We start from the raw sequence: 15,593 nt of genomic DNA on the forward strand, positions 1-15,593 counted from the left end.
GACCAGATGTGATCGATCGTTGGCCAATTTCTTGCAAAGTCGGTGTCGGTTGACCCAAGATCACCGACCGGAGGTGCCGAGTCGTGAGTGAGTATGCGTACAGCTGCGAGGAGTTGCCCGCCGCGGACCGGTTTCCGTGGTGGTGCGAGCTGGTCCGGCGCGAGCTGCTGGCCAGCAGCCTCCTGTGCGATGAGCCGCTCGCGTTCCGGGCCAGGCTGAAGATGCTCGACCTCGGAGTCGCCAAGGTCGCCGCACCCGCGTACACGGCGCTGCGGTGCCGGCGCACTCCTCGGATGGTGCGCGCGGACGACATCGACGTGTACCAGCTCACCTGGGTGAGGAGTGGACAGCAGCGATTGGTGTCCGGGAAGACGGACATCGTCATGAACGAGGGAACGCTGTTCCTCATGGACGCGGCCCGGCCGTTCGAGGCGGTGGTGCGGACTCCGGGGCGTTCAGGGGCGGCGGAGCCGGTGGAGACCGTCACGGTGGCCATACCGCGATCCCACCTGGGGCTGCCCGCGGCTCGCGTGGCGCGGCTGATCAACACGCCGTTGGAGAGCACCGCAGGCGCGGGGGCCGTACTGCTCTCCCTGCTGCGACGCCTCGTCGACGAGACGCACCTTCACGGCAGCCATGACCCTTCGGGCCTGGGCACGGTCCTGCGGGATCTGACCGTGGCACTGCTCGCGCACCGCGGGGACGTGGAGAGGGCCGTACCGGCGGAGAGCAGACGACGGGTTCTGCTGGCCCGCATCCATTCCTTCATAGAGGGTCACCTCGATGCCGGCTCCCTGACGCCGGACGCGGTGGCCGCCGCGCATCACATCTCCGTCCGGCATCTGCACCGCCTGTTCCAGGAGCAGGGGATCACCGTGGGCGGATGGATCCGCCGGAGACGGCTCGAGCGCTGCCGCCACGACCTCCTCGATCCCCGGAAGTCCGGTCTCACCCTGCAGGCCATCGGGGCTCACTGGGGATTTCGGCACGCGGCGGAGTTCAGCCGCCACTTCCGGGCCGTGTACGGGGTTCCGCCACGCGAGTTGCGCAGGGCGGGCGGCCCACCGTCCGCGGCCGGCCCCAGGACCGACGCCTTCGCCGGTCGAGCCGTGACCTGACGGCGCAAAACCACAGACTTCCGGTACGGACCCCGACACCACCCGCACGGCGGGCCGGTTCGGGCCCGCGGCCGGAGTTGGGAGCCGGCCGTCGCCCTCAGGGCGCGGGCCGGTCACAGACCCGTGCGTGTCGTCCCTGCGGGGACGGACCCGCCCACCGAGAAATGGGGAACCCGCATGACCAAGTTGCGTTCCGCCCTCGCCGCGGCCACCAGCGCCGCAGCCCTGGCCGCGGTGCTGGCGCTGCCCGGTACCTCGCACGCCGCCGCCACCGCTTGGGGCTCCTGCGCCGAGGGCACCGTGTGCTTCTACACGGGTTCCGACGGCACGGGCAGCAAGTGCGCATGGACCGAGGCCGACCCGGACTGGACCCAGGGCCTGATCAAGTGCTCCTGGTCCCAGACCACCAACGTGAAGTCGGTCTGGAACCGGGGTACCGACAGCAGCCTCACCGGGGTGGCCTACTACCAGTGGGCCAACTACAACACCAGGAAGGGATGCACCCCCCAGGGCACGCGCGGCAACCTCGCGGGCACGTACATGCTGAAGTCCCACCGCTGGGTGGACGGCGCCTGCGGCTGAGCCCGAGACGGCAGACGTGGCGGAGGCGGTCGGCCCGGAGGAGGGGGCCGCCTCCGCCACGGTCCAGGGCGTCCTGGGATCCTGGGGTCCTACGCTCTCAGGCCTCTCCTCGCCGTGGATCGCCGACCGCCACCTTCACCTCGGCCCAGACGACCTTGTACGCGCAGCCCGGCCGCGGCTCGGCACCCCACCGCTCGGCGAGGGCGGCGACGAGCACGAGCCCGCGCCCGCCCTCGTCGTCGGGCTCCCGCAGCACGGGCAGCCGGTCGGTCCGCGCGTCGGCCACCTCGACGCGTACGACGCCGCCGTCCAACAGCAGTCGCACCCGGAAGCTGCGCCCGCGAACACGCCCGTGCCGCACGGCGTTCGCGGCCAGCTCGGCGACCACGAGGCTCACGCGCCGGGCGGCGTCGCCGTCGTACGGGAACCCCCACACGTCCATGCGATGGGCGACGAGCCGCCGCGCGAGGCGGGCACCGCGCGGGGTACTGCTGAACAGCTGGGTGAACGTACGTACGGTGACGGTCTCGTGGAGCCGGAGGTCTGCGTGCATGGCCCAACGCTCCCCGGGCCCGAGCCCGTCGCACCAGGTACAACGCTCGTACGCCGCACACCGTACGAGTTCACGAAGTGGACAGTGCGGGTAACGGTACGTGACCATGGGGCACTTGGCGGGGTTGGCACCATTGCACTCGGGGGTTCCCGGCATGACCGACGGCACCATCGTCACCACGAGCACGACCACGACCACGACCACGGGCGAGCCCGAACCCTCCGACAGCCTGAAGGCGTTCGGGGCGGCACACAAGGCGTTCCGCAAACGGGCGGGTCTCACGCAGGAGCAGTACGCGCCGCTCGTCCGGTACCAGCCGTCGACCGTCGCGTCGATCGAGCAGGGGCGACGCTTCCCGCCACGCGCCTTCGTCGAACGGGCCGAACAGGTCCTGGACGCGTTCGGCGCGCTGAAGGCGGTGTACAAGCACGTCGGCCGCGAGAGAGGGCTGGCGTCCTGGTTCCGGCAGTGGGCGGAACTGGAGGAGCAGGCGATCAGCCTGTACACGTACGAGAACCGGCTGGTGCCGGGGTTGCTGCAGACGGAGGCGTATGCGCGGACGCTCTTCAGCGAGCGGCTGCCGCTGCTGACGGACTCGCAGGTCGAGGCGATGATCACGGCGCGGTTGGAGCGACAGTCGCTGCTCAGGGAGCGGCCCAACACGGCGTTCAGCTTCATCGTGGAGGAACACGTCCTGCGACGGGAGACCGGCGGACCGGACGTCATGCGGAAGCAGATCGATCAGATCCTGGAGGCCACGGGGCCACGCAACGTGGAGTTTCAAGTGATGCCGATGTCGCGGGGTGTCCACGCCGGGCTGAACGGCCCCATCCGGCTGGCGGAAACCCTCGAGAACGAATGGCTCGCCTATCTGGAAGGCCAGGAAAGCAGCCAGTTCATCGTCAGCCCGAGAACGATCAGTGTGCTTCATATGCGCTATGCGAAACTGCGTTCACAGGCTCTCACCCCGGAGGACTCCCGGAGCCTGCTGAAGCGGATGCGAGGAACCCTATGAGCACCCCTGAACTGCACTGGTACAAGAGCAGCCACAGCGGCGACGACTCCGGCGACTGCATCGAGATCGCCCCCTCCCCCTCCACCGTCCACGTCCGCGACTCCAAGAACCCCACCGGCCCCCGGCTGGCCCTCTCCCCCGCCGCCTGGGCCGACTTCTGCCGGCACGTCGGCCGGTAAGGCAGGGTCACCCCGCCGGGCCGGCCCCCGATCGTGTGAGGCGTCGCCGACACGCCTTAATGGCGTCCCGTGATACCCCGGGCCGCAAGGATGTCCGTTGCCCCCGGGCACATGTACTCCAAGTCCTGGGCTCCGATGACGAGTTCAAGGTTCGGCAGCAGGTCCAGATCGTCCAGGGAGCGCACGTCGAACAGGTCGTCCTCGCCGTCCCAGACCGGAGCGCACTCCATGTAGACCCGGTGCCCGCCGTCGAAAGTCAACTCGTCCACGGTGGCGAGGAGCTCCTCGGGTATCTCCAGCGCCTCGAAGTAGGCCCTGGCCTCGTCGAGGATCGTGAACGCGAGGTCGTTCTCCTCCACGTAGCGGTGCAGGTCCTCGACACCGCGCTCCCGCATGTGCTGCTCGAGGCTGAACGCGGGGGTCAGCGTCTTGTCCCCGTACATGAGCTTCTCTACGACAACGAGCTTGAAGGAGAAATCACGGAAGGCGGCCATGGCCCACGTATATCAGCGGGGTCCGCCGGCGGCACCGGCACCGGCACATGAACGGCCAGAGGCGGGTCGGCCGTACACGGCGGCCGGTTCGCGGCCGTGCCGTCGCCCCCTAGGCTGGCGCGGTGACTGATGAGCCGGAGCGGGTACAGCCGTCGGGAGTGTGGGCCACGGCGGTGGGGGTGGTCAGGGTGCGGGCGCTGGAGACCGAGCGGGAGGACGCGCTGTTCCGCGACCCACTGGCACAGGCCTTCGCCGCCGCCGGCGGCCTGGGGCTCTCCTCGCCGCCCCTGCACGGTGACGAGGCCGCGCGACGCCGCCGGCAGGGCGTGGCGTTCTCCATCGTCATCAGGACGAAGTTCCTCGACGACCTGTTGCGGCAGGCCTCCGCGTCCGGCGTCCGGCAGGTCGTCCTGCTCGGCGCCGGCATGGACAGCCGGGCCTTCCGGATGGACTGGCCCGAGGACACCCGGCTGTTCGAGGTCGACACCGCCGCGCCACTGGACTTCAAGGCTTCGGTGCTGCGCCGGGAGCGGGCCGTCGCCCGCTGCGAGCGGATCACCGTCGCGGTGGATCTGCGTGAGGACTGGCCGGGCGCGCTGGCCGCCGCAGGACACGACCCGACCGTGCCGACCGTGTGGATCGCCGAAGGACTGCTGATCTATCTGCCCGAGGACGCGGTGGAGCTGCTGCTGGCCCGGATCGGCGCGCAGTCGGCGGCGGGCAGTCGGATGGGGCTGACGTTGGGCTCGCGGGGTGTGATCGAGCGCTTCGGAGCGGACGCCGTGCCGGGATCGGCGGCGTCCCTGTGGGTGTCGGAGATGCCCGACGACCCCGTGGGCTGGCTGGCCGGGCACGGCTGGGAGGCCGGCAGCCACACCCTGCGCGAGCGCGCCGCCGCCTACGGCCGCCCGATCGGCACCCCGCCGCGGCGCGAGGAGAGCCCCGGCGGACTGATCTCGGCGGTCCGCCGGTAGAGCGCCGCCCGTTCTCCTGTTGATCTGGCCGTCCAGGGTCTCGCCCAGGACCCCGAGGTGAGGAGCTGCCCCTTGGCCCGTGCCGGGCTCACCGTCGAGCGGATCGTGGCCGCCGCGGCCGACCTCGCGGACGAGGCCGGGTTCGACCATGTCACGCTGTCCGCCCTGGCGCGGCACTTCGGCGTGCGGGACGCGAGCCTGTACTCGCACGTCAGGAATCTGCAGGACCTGCGCACCCGCGTCGCCCTGCTCGCCGGCGGTGAGATGATCGAGCACATCGCCGCGGCGGTCGCCGGGCGCGCGGGCAAGGACGCGCTCGCCGCCTTCGCCGGCGCCTACCGGGAGTACGCGCTCCGGCATCCGGGCCGGTACGCGGCCACCCAGATCCGTATCGACCAGACCCTCGTCGCCGACTCCCCCGCCCTCCGCCGCACCGCCGAGATCACCTACGGCATGCTCCGCGCCTACGGCCTCGGCGAACCCGATCTGACCGATGCCGTACGCCTGCTGCGGAGCACCTTCCACGGCTACTGCGCCCTCGAGGCCGCCGGCGGCTTCGGCGCGCCCCGGGACGTACAGGCGTCGTGGGACAAGGCCGTCGACGCCCTGCACGTGGCCCTGTCGCACTGGCCGCGCTCGTAGGACGGCCGTGACCGCTCGCCGTCCGGCCCCGGTCCGAGGCCCGCGGCGGGCCTCCTGATCGCTTCCCCCGATCGTTCCACGGGGTGGCCGCCGCCCTGACGGCCGCGGTTGCGTCGGTGGGACAGCACCCCTCGCCGGGCGTGACGTGAGAGCGGTACGGGCTGTCCTGCAGGGCGGTCGGTCAGGTGAGATTGAAGAAGAGGGTGTCCTGGGTGTACCAGCCGATGTTCTTCGTGGCGTACTCCCACTCGTTGTGCTCGGTCTCCAGGTTGTCGATCAGTTCCTGGACGTCGTACCGGAAGTCGGCAGCCATCCGGTCCAGGACGATGTGCTGCACAGCGCAGTTGTAGGCGTTGCCCGCGCACAGTGCGTCCGAGTCGGTGCGCCCGGCGATGAGGTGGTCGGGGGCGTCGGGGACGGACAGGCCCCGGTCGACGCCTTGGCGGTCGAGGTCGTCCTGCGCGGCCTGCGCGGCCTTGCGCATCCCGTCGAGGCGGCGCCGCTGGTCTGCGTTCAGATTGCCCTTGCTGCCCAGATAGGCCAGGACGTGGGCCTTGTCCGCGGCGGAGTACGCGAGGGTGTGACTCGTGATCGCCATCGTGCCAAACGGCAGTGCCGTTCGCTGACGCGTGCCCCGGCGTTCTCGCGTGGGGCCGGCGGACCGCGGGGGTGAACCGCGGCGTCCTGCACGACGCCTCGGCCGGGCGGCGGCCGCCCGGTGTGGAGTCGCCGGCCACGGGTCGTGGTGGCCGGCACCGGAGGGTTTCGAGCATCGATGAAGTAGGCTCCTGCCCATGGGGGCCTTCTCACCGTTCCTGATCGTGGTTGCGATCCTCGCAGTGGTCCTGGGCTTCTTCACGTGGCTGGCATCACTCATACGTCGCCGGGGCCTCGCGGGCGGAGCCATGAGTGCAGCCCTGACCTCGTACGAGGAGGCGTTCCGTGTCACGGCTCACGAATCTCACGTCGAGATCCGAGCTCAAGCGGAGCGCAGGGCGCCGATCCTGTCGCCCGACGATCACTGGGGGCGAAGCCCCGGCGGAGCCAGGGCTTCAGGAGCAGCGGACGGCCGACCGCTTCGGCCGCGTTCTCGCCGGTCACGACGGGGCCCCGGCCGCTGGGTCGATCGGCTGAGGCGCGGTCGTTGACGGGTGGACACAGTGTTGTCGGCCGCGGGAACGGCGGTTGCGCCGGGCGTCACGGTGGTCCTGGCGGATCGTGTCCTGCCGGCGACGGAGGCACGGCTTCCACCGGCGCCGGCGCGGCACGCTCGCTCCGGCCGCCGTCGAGACAACACCTCACAAGAAGGATTCGCCACCTCAACCCCTGCACTCAGCCAGTGGCTCGCGGCTACCCTCGTCAGATCATGGAGCATGGTTCCGACGCCGGTGACACGGCCGATACCGCTGAACGGCTCGCACTGGCCGCGTTGTGCGACGAGTTGCGCGAACTCCGGCGGGAGTGCGCCGTCCAGCCTGAGGAGAAGCGGCTCCTCCTGTCCCGGATCGAGGCCGCGGCTCGCGAGCGCCGCCCCATCCTGCCCCTGCTGGACCAACTGCTCGGCACCTGCGGAGCCGACACGCTGCGGGGATTGAGCAGCAGCCTGCCGGGAGCGGGCTCCGGTCGGGCCGACGAGGAGACGTTCGCCTGTCCCGACGGCGCCTGCGACCGGGTGTCCCACACCGTACCGGCGGGTCCGATACCGCGATGCGAGGTCACCGGCCTGCCGATGACCTCCCGTTGACGGCATGGGCAACTTCTTCGGTGAACTGGCCAAGAAACTGGCCGAACGCTGGGTCGGCCTGCTCGCCGTCCCGGGCCTGTTGTTCGTCTCCTGCGTCTGGGTGGGCCTGCAACTCGGCTGGACCCACGCCCTCGACCTGCGCCTGCTCGCCTCGCGGGCATCCATGCTCGGCACCTCTCTGAGCAGGGCGCCCGGTCCCGCTCAGATCCTGGTCGTCGTCGCGTCACTGCTCGCCTCCGCAGGCGTCGGGCTGATCGTGCAGGCACTCGCGGGGCCGCTCCGCGCGGGGTGGCTCGGCCGGTGGCCGACGGGGCTGCGGTGGGCGGCGCGGCGGCGGACCCGGGCGCGCACGCGCCGATGGACCGGGCTGGTCGAGCACCGGCAGGAGCTCCAGCGGCGGTACCCGCTGCCCGAGCGAACCCCCGAACAGCAGCACGACATCGACGCCGTCGCGCACCGGATCAACCGGCTGTCCCCGGCGAAGCCGGCACGGCCCACGTGGATGGGTGATCGCGTCGCCGCCGTCGAGCAGATCAGCCTCGACAGGTACGGACTCGACCTCACCTTCGGCTGGCCACGCCTCTGGCTGGTGCTGCCGGAACACGTCCGGACCGAACTCACCACGGCCAACGGCCAGTTCGCCGCCGCCGTGCTCACCGGGGCGTGGGCGCTTCCATACCTCGTACTCGGCACGCTGTGGTGGCCGGCTCTGCCGGCCGCGCTGGTCACGGGTCTCAGCGCATGGACACGAGCCCGGACCGCGATCGCCGAACTCACCGACCTGAGCGAATCGGCGGTCGACCTCCACGGCCGCGCCCTCGCCGTCGCGCTCGGCACCGCACCCGCCGACAGCACCGGCCCCCTCACCCCCGCCGAAGGCGAACAGGTCACCCGCCGGGTACGCAAGGGCAGGTGACCGGGCGGCGCCGTCCGCCGCTCAGGGCTCCCACTTCGTCGTACGCCGGGGCCGCGCCCGGTGGCCGGTGGCCGGTGCGGACGGCGTCGGCGGCCGTCAACGCCGCGCCCAGCGCGTGGCGGTAGAGGAGGGAGCCCAGGCTGACACGGCGCACGCCGAGGGCGGCGAGGTGACCGAAGGCCGGTCCGGTGGGCGTGTAGAGGATGTTGAGGGGGACCTCGACGTGCCGCACGAGGTCGGCGATGCTCCCCGGATCGCTGAGCCCCGGCACGAACACACCGTCCGCACCCGCTTCCTGGTACGCGTCCAGGCGGCGGAGCGTGTCCGCCCGGTCCCCGTCGCCGAGCCAGTACGTGTCGGTGCGGGCGTTCACGAAGAGGCCCGGCACGGCCGACTTGACGGCGGCGATCTTGGCGGCGTGCAGCGCGGCGGGTCCCAGACCGTCCTCCAGGTTGATGCCGACGGCACCCACGGCCCAGAGTTCGCGGGCGAACTCCGCCACCGCGTCCGGGTCTTCGGCGAAACCGCTCTCGGCGTCCACGGACAGCAGGAAGGGTTCGCTGCCGAGGGTCAGGGCGAGCCCCAGGGTGTGCTCACGGGTCGCGGCCGCCCCGTCGGGCAGCCCGGCCGCAGCGGCGACACCCAGGCTCGTCGTGCCGATCGCCGTGAACCCCGCGGCGGCCAGGGCGGCCCCCGATGCGTGGTCCCAGGCGTTGGGCAGCAGCAGGGGTCCGTCGGCGTGGTGCAGGTCGCGGAAGGGCGTCGTCACGAGAGGTCGCCCACGGCGTCGGCGTAGTACCTCGATCCCTCCAGGTGCCGGGCGAGTTCGGCGAAGCTCCAGCCCTCGCCCGGCGACCGGTCGAGCTGCTCGTCCGTGAGCGCGCCCAGGCGGTCCGTCCAGATCCCGGCGAGCCGGGTCAGCCGGCTGCGCGCCTCGTCGAGGTCCTGCCGGGTGAAGGGGGCGAGGTCCGCCTCGGTGGTGACGGCCGACGCGTGCCAGTGGTCGGGCTGCGGCCGCCGTCCGGCGAGCCGTGCCTCCAACTCCGCCAGATGGTCGACGAGATGGTCGGCGACGCGGCGGATCACCTTGTGCGGGGTGTACACCCGGTCGTCGACGGCGCAGGGCCTGCCGTCCCAGGCGGTCCAGGTGGCGGCCAGCGCCAGGACATGGTCCACCATGCCGGTGACGCCCGCGGCGAGGGCTTCCTGCGGGCTCCTGGTTCCGGCCGTGTGCTGCGGCGCCGGCTTCTCCCGCTGTGTGTCGGTCATGCGGAGACGCTAGGGGCGGATCGCTTCGGCCCGGACCGAACTGTCGTACCCAAGACGGCCGACGGGCACCCGGGGCACGCCCGCACGCCCGCACGCCCGCACGCCCGGACACGGACCTGGGGCGCCCCGGTTCCGGTCGGGACGCCCCAGGCGCTTGTGGGCGGGGCGGCAACCGGTGCATTCACCCCGCGCGGGAGGGGTGGCGCGCCCTCGCGGTCAACGCGAACTACCCTCCGGTATCAGATCTTCCGCCACGAGCGCGTCTCGCACCAGACCCACGGACACCGTCGCACCGTGGTCGAGCGTACCGCCCGTCTCGGGCCGTCGGCCGACGATCAGTGTCACGGGCAGCGGCCGTCCTCCGGCGAGGTCCTTGCGGTGGCGGGTCAGCGGCCCGTCGGCGGCGGCGGAAAGCCCAGGGACGGCGCCAGGGCCCGGGCCTCGGCCGCCCGGTCCGCCAGGAACGCCAGCGTCAGACCGCGTTCCCGGTAGCGCAGTTCGGCGGGCACGGTCCGCGCGCCGCCGTAGTCGAGCTGCTGCTCCTCACTCGCGCGGGCGAGCATCAGGCCCGTGAGCCAGTCGTACTTCACGGCCGACGCGCACACCCCGAGGCGGAGGAGGCGTTCGTCGCCCCGCCAGCCGCCCGCCCGCAGGCCGTGCAGATAGGCGTCGTACACGGCCGCGGCCAGTTCCGGCAGCCGGGCGGCGGGGACGAAGAGGTCGAGGACCGAGTCGGGGACGTGGTTGCCGATGTCCTCGCCGAGCGCGCCGTCCCCGGCGAACGCCCAGTCGAACAGCACACTGTCCGCGCCATGGGCCCGGAGGTTGGCGGGCCAGTGGTCGAGGTGGCTGAAGACCCGCGGCAGCGACTCCATGATCTGCAGAAACCACTCCCGGTCGTGGTGCAGCCGGACCATGCTCTCGCGCAGCCCCGCCGGGAAGTGGTCGCGGACCAGCGGCTGCCGCCAGGCGTCGTCGTCGTCGAGCAGATCCCGGCCGAGCACGTTGCCACCGGTGTACTCGCGCAGGAAACGACGCGAGAGCCAGGGGTGCCGCCGCTCGCCGACGGCGCCCTGCGCGGCGCCGAGACGGTGGGCGTGCTCGGCGTGCCGCGCGATCGACCACGACGTGCCCGGCTCGCCCGGCACGTCCTCCAGCCACAGTGCCACGTCGCCGTCGGAGTGCTCGACCCGGGCCAGCAGCCGCGGCGCGCGAACGCCCCACCGCTGCCACACCTGGGCGAGCCCGGACTCGTACACGTACGCCTCTCGGCGCCAGAAGTTCCAGTGCCGGGGATCGTCCGAGGCCGTCCACTGCGCGGTGGCCTCCTTGGTACGGGTCAGCAGCTTCAGGACAGCCGAGCGGTCCTCGGCGGTGACGCGCCACACGCCCGCGGTGACCCCGTTCCCCGGGTTGTGCGCGAGAGGGGTCAGGACGGCCTTGCCCGCCGAGGTACCGAAGATCTCGCGCACGGCGGCGTCGAGGAGCGCGGGGTCGGTCATCCCGCAAGGCTAGTGCCCCAACAGGCAACGTCTGCCCCGTCGCGACACCCGGCACGCACTCTCGACGGGCAGACGTTGCCTGCCGGGGCACCAGCCAAGCCAGGGCGTGTTGTGAAAGTGCTGGTCGCAGCTGCTCGTTGAGGACTGTGACCAGCACGGTCGCCTCTGGGGCGGCAGGTGGCCGGTCAGTGCACCAGCAGGTCGATCACACCCGTCAGGTCCTCCTCGCCGCTGCCCTCGGCCAGGCGGCGGCGCATCAGCTCGAGGTAGGGGCTGAGCAGTTCCGGGCTGACCCCCTGCTGCTCGGCGGTGCTCAGGAAGGTCGGCGTGCCGGCCACCTGCATGGCGAGGTTGGAGACGACACCCTTGGTGTAGTCGCCGCTGCGCAGCTGGTCGGCGGTCTGGTGAACTGCCGGGGCCATCGCGACGAGCCAGTCGGCGAGCAGCGGGGCGAGCGCCGCGGGGTCGATGTCCTCCTTGCGGATCAGGGCGAAGGCGTGCGCGGCCCCGGCGAACATCCCGTACATGGCGCTGAGCAGGGCCACGTCGTGCAGGGCCGCGAAGCCCGCGTCGTCGCCGACGTAGGTGGTGCCGGCCGGGACGCCCAGGGTCGACTGGTGCCGCTCGAACAGCTCTGGCGAGCCGCTGTAGAAGACGTAGCCGCCGGCTTCCGGGACGCCGATCATCGGAGGGACGGCCATGATCCCGCCGTCCAGGTAGCGGGCGCCGCGCTCGCGGGCCCACTCGGCGCGGGCGCGGGCGTGGGCAGGGGTGCCGGTGGTCAGGTTGACCAGGTCCCTGTCGGCCAGGTCGGTGCCGGCCAGCACCTCCTCGACCGAGGCGTCGTCCAACAGGCAAACAACGATCAGGGTGTTCGCCGCGACCGCCTCAGCGGCGCTGTCCGCGACCCGTGCACCCTCGGCGGCGAGTGCCGCGGAGCGGGCCGGGGTACGGTTCCAGACGGTGAGCGGGTGGCCGGCGGCAAGCCAGGTACGGGCCAGCGCGGTGCCCATCGCGCCGAGGCCCAGCAGTGTGACGGAAGCCTTCTCAACGGAGTTCTGTGCCATGCCGATTAGGCTGGCCACAGGTCCGGAGGTGATCAAGTACGCACTTGGTCGTGGGTGGTTACCCCGGGGTGAGCGAGCACGTCAGAAGGGTGGGGCATGACGACGCTGAACCGGCCAGGCGCACCGGACGGACACGTCTGCGGGATCGACACCGCGATGGAGGTGATCGGTGGCAAGTGGAAGGTACTGATCCTCTGGGCGCTCCACGAGCGCCCCTGCCGTCGCTTCGGCGAGCTGCGACGACTGCTTCCCGGCATCACCGAGAAGGTGCTGGCCTCTCACCTGCGTGAGATGGAAGCGGACGGCGTCGTGCGCCGCGTCTCATACGACGAGGTGCCACCCCGCGTCGAGTACTCACTGACCGAGGACGGCATGCGCCTCAACGACGCACTCCAGCCGCTGGCCGCCTGGGGCCGCGAGCGGTCGGCCAGCCGAGGGCTGGAGGAAAAGGCCGATCCCCGACAGAGTCAAGCCAGCGTCGTGGCATGACCGGCAGCACCGCTCCCCCCTTCGCCGACGCCCTCGCCGCCGGGACGCTCGTCCTGGACGGCGGCATGTCGAACCAGCTCGAGTCGGCGGGGCACGACCTGAGCGACGACCTGTGGTCGGCGCGGCTGCTGGCGGAGCGGCCGGAGGCGATCACCGAGGCGCATCTGGCGTACTTCGGGGCGGGCGCGGACGTGGCGATCACGGCCGGCTACCAGGCCACCTTCGAGGGCTTCGCGCGGCGCGGCATCGGTCGTGAGCGGACGGCCGCGCTCCTGACGCTCAGCGTGGACCTGGCCCGCGAGGCGGCGGCACGCGCGCACGCCGAGGGCGTCGCGCGACCCCTGTGGGTGGCGGCATCCGTCGGGCCGTACGGGGCGATGCGGGCGGACGGCTCCGAGTACCGGGGCCGCTACGGCCTCACCGTCGCCGAACTGGAGAGGTTCCACCGCCCGCGCCTGGAGGTGCTGGCCGCGGCCGGGCCCGACGTGCTCGCCCTGGAGACGGTCCCCGACACGGACGAGGCCGTGGCACTGCTGCGGGCGGTGCGCGGGCTCGGCGTGCCCGCCTGGCTGTCGTACACGGTCTCCGGTGGGCGTACCCGTGCCGGACAGCCGCTGGAGGAGGCGTTCGCCCTGACCGCCGACGCGGACGAGGTGATCGCGGTGGGGGTCAACTGCTGCGCCCCCGAGGCCGTGGACGACGCGATCCGGACCGCCGCACGCGTCACGGGCAAGCCGGTCGTCGTCTACCCCAACAGCGGCGAGAGCTGGGACGCCCGGTCCCGTGCCTGGGACGGCCGCTCCACGTTCACGGCCGCCCGGGTCGCGCGCTGGCGTGACGCCGGGGCGCGGCTGATCGGGGGCTGCTGCCGGGTGGGACCGGAGGCGATCGCGTCGGTCGCGGCGAGCCTGCGGGGCACCCGGTGACGGGGCGGCCGTGCGGCGGGCGCCGCGTGGTGGCCGCGGTGGTGGCCGACCCGACGTCAGGCGAGGGAGCGTCTTGTCCTGCCACCGCACGCCTGGTGTGATCGCATGGCCACCACCGCCCCGCCCCCACGGCCTGCGGACCGGACACGGCGCCGGCGCCCGGCGGCCGCCACGACGGGCAGGTGGACGGACGCAGGATGCCGGATGGAAGGAGTTCGCTGGTGACCGCCCTTCATGTGACGGTGTGGGACGAGACCGGGGGCGAGGGAGCCCCCGCGGTCTTCGCACACAACATCTTCACCTGGGGCAGCGACGAGATGTACGGGTTCGCCGCGCAGCGACCGCTGGCCGACCGCCACCGTCTGCTGCTGGTGGACCGCCGCGGTTACGGCGCCAGCCCGGACACCGACCGCAGCGACGTCGACACCGACGCCGACGACCTGGTGGACCTGCTGGCGCAACAGGACGGCGGCGCGCACCTGGTGGGCCATGGCAACGGCGGCGTGGCGGCCATGCTCGCGGCCGGGCGCCGCCCGGATCTCGTACGCTCCCTCACGCTGATCCAGCCCTCCGCGTTCTCCGCGGCCGCCGGCCACCCGGTGGTCGACGACATGCTGCACCGGCTGCGCGGCGGCACCGGTGTGCCGGATTCGGTCACGCCGGAGGAGTATCTGCGCGCGTCCACGGAGGGCCTCGGAATGGCCATGCCGGATCCCACGCCGCAGCGCCTCCGCGCGGTGGCCACCTCACTGCGCGAACGCCCGGTGTGGGAGGCGACGGTGCCGCTGCAACCGTTGCGGGCCGCTCCGTGGCCGACGCTGGTGATCTGCGGAAGCTGGCGGAACGCACCGGAGTTGTACCGCGCGTACGTGGGCGAACCGCTGATCGCCTGCGCCGAGGCCGTGGCCGACGCCGTCGGCGGCCGGCTGCTCCGCGTGCCCGGCTACTACCCGCACACCCAGCAGCCCGCCACCGTCAACGCCGCTCTGCGGGAACTGTGGGGCTGACCGGCGGCAGGGCGCTTCGTCACCATTGACGACGGCCTGGTCACCGCCTCGTTCATCGCCGCGACGCCCGTCGCCGACGCCGGCCGCCGTCCTCGCCGTCAGCCGTGCCGTGCCACGCAGCAGCGGGCGAACGCCTCCGAGTACGGCGGCTTCGGCGGCGTCGGCCCGAACGTGCCCGCGTCGCGCACCCCGTCCCAGGGCTCGGGCGGAACGGGCGGGCGGAAGCGGTGCGGGCCGAAGGGCGGGGCGGCGTAGGGGATGCCGCGGAAGACGGCGACCCCGTTCTCGTACCGGCCGCGCACGGCCCCGTGGGGAGTGCGGACCACGGGGTCCGACAGCCCCGCCGGGGTCTCGGTCGCCTCGTCCGCACGGTCCATCCGGCCCACTCCTCACCACTGGGGACAGCGCACATCACGGCATCACATCACTTCCCCGCCCGCGGTGGTGTCCCACCGGGTTCCGGCCCGAGGCGTGTCCCGCAGTCGTCGTCCCGTGACGTTCCGTCGCGGTGGCGCCCCGCTCGTCCGAGATTAGCGTCGTCTTAGGGGGGCCTTAACCCGCTCTCCGCTGGGGTGAGACAGCACGCGCGGGGATCTCCACCGCACAGCAGCGACCGGCCCCGCAGGGGCCCACGAGGGCCCTGACCCCCAGGCAGGAGCGAACCATGAAACACAGGGACACCGCCGACGCGGAGCGCCACGACGGCCTCCGACGGCTGTCCAGGTTGACCTGGCGTGTCACCCAGCTCAGCGCGCTGGCCACGGTGGCCTTCGCGACGCTCTTCACGCGGTCCGCGCCGGTCGTCGCCGACACCCAGTCGCCCGGCACCGAGTCGGCCCCGGGCGGGGTCGGTGCGAACGCCTCCGCTTCTCCCACGGCCTCCGCGTCGGAGTCGCCCTCGGCCTCGCCGTCCGCCTCGGCCTCTGCGAGCGCGTCCCCGACCGCCTCGGCCGCCCCGAGCAAGTCCCGCACGCCGACCGCCGCGACGACCACGCGCTCGGCAGCGCCCGCCCCGACGGCCACCCGCAAGACCACCGCCCCGGTGATCACGCCGACGAGCACGGCGCCGAAGCCCACGCCGAAGCCCACGCAGACGACGTCGTCGCCGAGTCCCAA

Annotated in this window: 19 protein-coding genes and 1 pseudogene; 11 read left to right on the forward strand and 9 right to left on the reverse strand. The window is 72.4% G+C overall.

The genetic code is table 11. The features are described from left to right. Window positions 1–83 precede the first annotated feature (83 nt). Window positions 84–1,118 carry a helix-turn-helix domain-containing protein gene (locus tag ACFYMU_RS04025; RefSeq protein ID WP_388367421.1) on the forward strand — a complete coding sequence of 345 codons (1,035 nt, stop codon included), beginning with the start codon at window positions 84–86 and terminating at the stop codon, window positions 1,116–1,118. 177 nt (window positions 1,119–1,295) lie between these two features. Continuing rightward, window positions 1,296–1,700, forward strand: coding sequence for a peptidase inhibitor family I36 protein (locus ACFYMU_RS04030; RefSeq protein WP_388367423.1), 405 nt, complete (start codon window positions 1,296–1,298; stop codon window positions 1,698–1,700). Window positions 1,701–1,797: 97 nt separating this feature from the next. Here ACFYMU_RS04030 and ACFYMU_RS04035 read toward each other — a convergent pair whose 3' ends face one another. Further along, window positions 1,798–2,253 carry an ATP-binding protein gene (locus ACFYMU_RS04035; RefSeq protein ID WP_388367425.1) on the reverse strand — a complete coding sequence of 152 codons (456 nt, stop codon included), beginning with the start codon at window positions 2,251–2,253 and terminating at the stop codon, window positions 1,798–1,800. Window positions 2,254–2,407: 154 nt separating this feature from the next. On the opposite strand from ACFYMU_RS04035, the gene ACFYMU_RS04040 reads away from it, so the two are divergent. Further along, window positions 2,408–3,268: a helix-turn-helix domain-containing protein gene (locus ACFYMU_RS04040; protein WP_388367427.1), complete on the forward strand. Its 861-nt coding sequence runs from the start codon at window positions 2,408–2,410 to the stop codon at window positions 3,266–3,268. Beyond that, on the forward strand, window positions 3,265–3,447 hold the full coding sequence (locus tag ACFYMU_RS04045) for a DUF397 domain-containing protein (RefSeq protein WP_388367429.1): 183 nt from the start codon (window positions 3,265–3,267) through the stop codon (window positions 3,445–3,447). The genes ACFYMU_RS04040 and ACFYMU_RS04045 overlap by 4 nt, the downstream gene beginning before the upstream one ends. Window positions 3,448–3,503: 56 nt before the next feature. Here the strand turns inward: ACFYMU_RS04045 and ACFYMU_RS04050 are convergent, their stop codons facing one another. Then, window positions 3,504–3,941: a DUF6892 domain-containing protein gene (locus ACFYMU_RS04050; RefSeq protein ID WP_388367431.1), complete on the reverse strand. Its 438-nt coding sequence runs from the start codon at window positions 3,939–3,941 to the stop codon at window positions 3,504–3,506. A 158-nt stretch (window positions 3,942–4,099) separates the two neighbouring features. On the opposite strand from ACFYMU_RS04050, the gene ACFYMU_RS04055 reads away from it, so the two are divergent. After that, a complete protein-coding gene (locus tag ACFYMU_RS04055; RefSeq protein ID WP_388367996.1) occupies window positions 4,100–4,915 on the forward strand; it encodes a class I SAM-dependent methyltransferase in 816 nt (271 codons plus the stop codon). A 72-nt stretch (window positions 4,916–4,987) separates the two neighbouring features. Then, window positions 4,988–5,557 carry a TetR/AcrR family transcriptional regulator gene (locus ACFYMU_RS04060; protein ID WP_388367433.1) on the forward strand — a complete coding sequence of 190 codons (570 nt, stop codon included), beginning with the start codon at window positions 4,988–4,990 and terminating at the stop codon, window positions 5,555–5,557. 181 nt (window positions 5,558–5,738) lie between these two features. Here the strand turns inward: ACFYMU_RS04060 and ACFYMU_RS04065 are convergent, their stop codons facing one another. Continuing rightward, complete coding sequence (locus ACFYMU_RS04065) at window positions 5,739–6,155, reverse strand: hypothetical protein (protein WP_388367435.1); 417 nt, start codon at window positions 6,153–6,155, stop codon at window positions 5,739–5,741. Between the two features lie 768 nt (window positions 6,156–6,923). Here ACFYMU_RS04065 and ACFYMU_RS04070 point away from each other — a divergent pair. Continuing rightward, complete coding sequence (locus tag ACFYMU_RS04070; protein ID WP_388367437.1) at window positions 6,924–7,301, forward strand: hypothetical protein; 378 nt, start codon at window positions 6,924–6,926, stop codon at window positions 7,299–7,301. A 4-nt stretch (window positions 7,302–7,305) separates the two neighbouring features. Continuing rightward, the gene (locus ACFYMU_RS04075; RefSeq protein ID WP_388367439.1) at window positions 7,306–8,217 is read left to right on the forward strand and encodes a hypothetical protein; all 912 of its coding nucleotides are present in this window, start codon (window positions 7,306–7,308) and stop codon (window positions 8,215–8,217) included. On the opposite strand, the gene ACFYMU_RS04080 is transcribed toward ACFYMU_RS04075, so the two are convergent. From ACFYMU_RS04080 to ACFYMU_RS04095, 4 genes are all read right to left on the reverse strand, one after another. Then, window positions 8,189–8,986, reverse strand: coding sequence for an isocitrate lyase/phosphoenolpyruvate mutase family protein (locus ACFYMU_RS04080; protein WP_388367440.1), 798 nt, complete (start codon window positions 8,984–8,986; stop codon window positions 8,189–8,191). The genes ACFYMU_RS04075 and ACFYMU_RS04080 overlap by 29 nt on opposite strands. Beyond that, window positions 8,983–9,486 carry a hypothetical protein gene (locus tag ACFYMU_RS04085; protein ID WP_388367442.1) on the reverse strand — a complete coding sequence of 168 codons (504 nt, stop codon included), beginning with the start codon at window positions 9,484–9,486 and terminating at the stop codon, window positions 8,983–8,985. The genes ACFYMU_RS04080 and ACFYMU_RS04085 overlap by 4 nt, the downstream gene beginning before the upstream one ends. Window positions 9,487–9,872: 386 nt before the next feature. Then, window positions 9,873–10,988, reverse strand: coding sequence for an aminoglycoside phosphotransferase (locus ACFYMU_RS04090; RefSeq protein ID WP_388367444.1), 1,116 nt, complete (start codon window positions 10,986–10,988; stop codon window positions 9,873–9,875). A gap of 185 nt (window positions 10,989–11,173) precedes the next feature. Beyond that, on the reverse strand, window positions 11,174–12,055 hold the full coding sequence (locus ACFYMU_RS04095) for an NAD(P)-dependent oxidoreductase (RefSeq protein ID WP_388367446.1): 882 nt from the start codon (window positions 12,053–12,055) through the stop codon (window positions 11,174–11,176). Between the two features lie 96 nt (window positions 12,056–12,151). Here ACFYMU_RS04095 and ACFYMU_RS04100 point away from each other — a divergent pair, with 96 nt between their 5' ends. The 3 genes from ACFYMU_RS04100 to ACFYMU_RS04110 all read left to right on the forward strand — a co-directional run bounded on the left by ACFYMU_RS04100 (window position 12,152) and on the right by ACFYMU_RS04110 (window position 14,477). Next, the gene (locus ACFYMU_RS04100; RefSeq protein ID WP_388367448.1) at window positions 12,152–12,544 is read left to right on the forward strand and encodes a winged helix-turn-helix transcriptional regulator; all 393 of its coding nucleotides are present in this window, start codon (window positions 12,152–12,154) and stop codon (window positions 12,542–12,544) included. Next, window positions 12,541–13,470, forward strand: a complete 930-nt coding sequence (mmuM, locus tag ACFYMU_RS04105; protein ID WP_388367450.1) for a homocysteine S-methyltransferase — start codon at window positions 12,541–12,543, stop codon at window positions 13,468–13,470. The genes ACFYMU_RS04100 and mmuM overlap by 4 nt, the downstream gene beginning before the upstream one ends. Window positions 13,471–13,691: 221 nt before the next feature. Beyond that, a complete protein-coding gene (locus ACFYMU_RS04110; protein WP_388367452.1) occupies window positions 13,692–14,477 on the forward strand; it encodes an alpha/beta fold hydrolase in 786 nt (261 codons plus the stop codon). Between the two features lie 122 nt (window positions 14,478–14,599). Here the strand turns inward: ACFYMU_RS04110 and ACFYMU_RS04115 are convergent. Together ACFYMU_RS04115 and ACFYMU_RS04120 are read right to left on the reverse strand one after the other, a co-directional pair. Beyond that, window positions 14,600–14,854 (reverse strand): annotated as a pseudogene (locus ACFYMU_RS04115) (carboxylesterase family protein); the annotation flags it as partial. Between the two features lie 175 nt (window positions 14,855–15,029). Beyond that, complete coding sequence (locus ACFYMU_RS04120; protein ID WP_388367454.1) at window positions 15,030–15,593, reverse strand: hypothetical protein; 564 nt, start codon at window positions 15,591–15,593, stop codon at window positions 15,030–15,032.

The sequence above is a fragment of the Streptomyces sp. NPDC007264 genome (assembly GCF_042869095.1).
Taxonomy (GTDB): domain Bacteria; phylum Actinomycetota; class Actinomycetes; order Streptomycetales; family Streptomycetaceae; genus Streptomyces.

What these genes read in the sequence shown, in the direction of transcription:
- ACFYMU_RS04030 (WP_388367423.1), top strand. Translation starts at nt 1,296, where the DNA reads ATGACCAAGTTGCGTTCCGCCCTCGCCGCGGCCACCAGCGCCGCAGCC.
- ACFYMU_RS04035 (WP_388367425.1), bottom strand. Translation starts at nt 2,253, where the DNA reads ATGCACGCAGACCTCCGGCTCCACGAGACCGTCACCGTACGTACGTTC.
- ACFYMU_RS04040 (WP_388367427.1), top strand. Translation starts at nt 2,408, where the DNA reads ATGACCGACGGCACCATCGTCACCACGAGCACGACCACGACCACGACC.
- ACFYMU_RS04045 (WP_388367429.1), top strand. Translation starts at nt 3,265, where the DNA reads ATGAGCACCCCTGAACTGCACTGGTACAAGAGCAGCCACAGCGGCGAC.
- ACFYMU_RS04050 (WP_388367431.1), bottom strand. Translation starts at nt 3,941, where the DNA reads ATGGCCGCCTTCCGTGATTTCTCCTTCAAGCTCGTTGTCGTAGAGAAG.
- ACFYMU_RS04065 (WP_388367435.1), bottom strand. Translation starts at nt 6,155, where the DNA reads ATGGCGATCACGAGTCACACCCTCGCGTACTCCGCCGCGGACAAGGCC.
- ACFYMU_RS04070 (WP_388367437.1), top strand. Translation starts at nt 6,924, where the DNA reads ATGGAGCATGGTTCCGACGCCGGTGACACGGCCGATACCGCTGAACGG.
- ACFYMU_RS04075 (WP_388367439.1), top strand. Translation starts at nt 7,306, where the DNA reads ATGGGCAACTTCTTCGGTGAACTGGCCAAGAAACTGGCCGAACGCTGG.
- ACFYMU_RS04085 (WP_388367442.1), bottom strand. Translation starts at nt 9,486, where the DNA reads ATGACCGACACACAGCGGGAGAAGCCGGCGCCGCAGCACACGGCCGGA.
- ACFYMU_RS04090 (WP_388367444.1), bottom strand. Translation starts at nt 10,988, where the DNA reads ATGACCGACCCCGCGCTCCTCGACGCCGCCGTGCGCGAGATCTTCGGT.
- ACFYMU_RS04095 (WP_388367446.1), bottom strand. Translation starts at nt 12,055, where the DNA reads ATGGCACAGAACTCCGTTGAGAAGGCTTCCGTCACACTGCTGGGCCTC.
- ACFYMU_RS04100 (WP_388367448.1), top strand. Translation starts at nt 12,152, where the DNA reads ATGACGACGCTGAACCGGCCAGGCGCACCGGACGGACACGTCTGCGGG.
- mmuM (WP_388367450.1), top strand. Translation starts at nt 12,541, where the DNA reads ATGACCGGCAGCACCGCTCCCCCCTTCGCCGACGCCCTCGCCGCCGGG.